The organism is Microcystis sp. M53603_WE2, assembly GCF_030065435.1.
Map to the genome: position 1 here is coordinate 1 of NZ_JASJFF010000182.1, position 2,064 is coordinate 2,064.

Sequence of the window (2,064 nt, forward strand, 5' to 3'; positions counted from 1 at the left end):
CAGTAATCAGTGAAAAGACAGTAGGAAACTTCTATTTAATACTGTACACTTAAAACTCAAATCTGATGACTGATAACTGATAACTGATAACTGATAACTGATAACTGACCTACTCCTCGGCAGCGGCGAGAACTAAATCTTCCTCTTCCAGGGCGGGAGGAACTTCGATTTCTGCGACTACTTCCGAGACAGTCCGGCCTTCCGCTTCCGCTAGACGTTTTTCTCGGTATTTAATCGCCATTTCTTCCGCTTTTTCAAACACTAACGGGCGATTTTTGAGCATATCTCCCGGTTCGGGTTCTAATTGTTTAGTCGAGAGGGAAATGCGACCTCTTTCGGCATCGAGATCGATAATCATCACTTTCAACTCATCATTGACATTGAAAACCGTGTGGGGGGTGTCGATGTGATCGTGAGAGATTTCGGAAATATGCAGTAAACCACTGACTCCACCAATATCGATGAAAGCACCGTAGGGCTTGATTCCGCGCACGGAACCGATTACCACCTGTCCCACGGCTAAACCGTTCATCTTGCGTTCCACTAAAGCGCGACGATGACTTAAAACCAGACGGTTGCGATCCTCATCCACTTCTAAAAACTTTAAGGGCAATTCCTGACCGACTAGATCCTCTTTCGCTTCTCTGGTGCTAATGTGAGAACCGGGGATAAAGCCACGGAGACCTTCAATTCTGACTAATGCCCCACCACGGTTAGTGGCGAAAACATTCGAGCGCACGGTAGCATCTTCTTTTTGCAATTGACGCACCCGTTCCCAAGCGCGCATATATTCAATGCGACGGATCGACAGGGTTAGCTGTCCATCTTCATTCTCGTCGGTAAGAATGAAAAATTCCCTGGTTTCGTTGGGTTGTAAAACTTCTTCGGGATTATCGACGCGGTTGATCGACATCTCCTGCACGGGGATAAAAGCGGCGGTTTTAGCACCGATATCGATGAGCGCTCCCCGGGGTTCCATGCTGAAAACAGTCCCAGCGACAACATCTCCCGGACTGAAATGATAATCGTATTTGTCTAGAAGGGCGGCAAAATCTTCATGGGTAAAGCCTATGTTTTTGTTTGCAGTTTTTTGGGTGGTCATGTACGTTGTTTGGGCCTCGGAATTTCCGTAGGTTTTTCCTCCTATGTGATGTACAGTTTCTAAATCAAGGAGATGCCTCCCAATTTAGTTTCTAGGCAGGGCCTAGGGGATGAACTGCCGCATCCGGCTTTCCTGGAGGCAATCCGCCTCAAGAATGACTTTTAAGAATCTAACCAGAGCTTGGGCTTTAAATAGCACAAGGGATCCTAATTATAACTGAATCGGGAACTATTTAGGGTTTGCTGAATAAATCTAAAAACATTGTTCGATAAGACTTTTAGACCTTTTTGAAATCCAAAAGTACCGCCTATTGGAGTGATCGGGGGGAAAATCCCTGGACTTTTTCCCTGAAAATTAGGTAATTGACCCCCTGAAAATGGGTAAAACCCTACACCCTACACCCTACACCCTGCCCCCAGGAAAAACTTTTTACCGCAAACCCTATTTAAGACGAGGTGATCACGCTGGCTTCTCCCACTGGAGACCAAGAAGGATAGGCGCGTTCGATTTCGGAGGATTGCAGCAGAGCTAAAGCGGCGATAAAGTCTCTAATTCCCTGAAAATTGCCGTAAACCGAAGCAAAGCGCACATAGGCCACTTCCGATTCTTGCCGGAGGTATTCTAGGACTAATTGACCGATCTCCTGACTTGTTACCTCCCGTTTTGAGTCTTGCTGCAGACGGGATTCGATATCATTGACGATCGCCTCTAATCTTGAGGGGGGAATGCCGGTTTTTTCGCAGGCGCGGACGATACCGCGCAGCAGTTTGGAGCGATCAAAAGATTCCCGTTTACCATCTTTTTTAATCACCGTGATCGGCACAAATTCGATGCGCTCGTAGGTGGTGAAGCGATGTTTACATTGTAAGCATTCACGACGACGACGAATGCTCTGACCGTTTTCGGAGGAACGGGACTCTAAAACGCGACTATCGGTATGCTGACAATTAGGACACTGCATA

The 2,064-nt window shown here is 46.9% G+C and carries 2 protein-coding genes; both read right to left on the minus strand.

Annotated features, from left to right (window positions below; translation table 11 throughout):
* Positions 1–109: 109 nt before the first annotated feature.
* On the minus strand, positions 110–1,102 hold the full coding sequence (locus PX481_RS03905) for a 30S ribosomal protein S1 (RefSeq protein ID WP_002757124.1): 993 nt from the start codon (positions 1,100–1,102) through the stop codon (positions 110–112).
* 445 nt (positions 1,103–1,547) lie between these two features.
* Positions 1,548–2,063: a transcriptional regulator NrdR gene (gene nrdR, locus PX481_RS03910; protein WP_288093729.1), complete on the minus strand. Its 516-nt coding sequence runs from the start codon at positions 2,061–2,063 to the stop codon at positions 1,548–1,550.
* Position 2,064 lies beyond the last annotated feature (1 nt).

Bases quoted from the DNA above. Each gene is read 5' to 3' on its own strand.
- nrdR (WP_288093729.1), bottom strand. From the start codon at position 2,063: ATGCAGTGTCCTAATTGTCAGCATACCGATAGTCGCGTTTTAGAGTCC.
- PX481_RS03905 (WP_002757124.1), bottom strand. From the start codon at position 1,102: ATGACCACCCAAAAAACTGCAAACAAAAACATAGGCTTTACCCATGAA.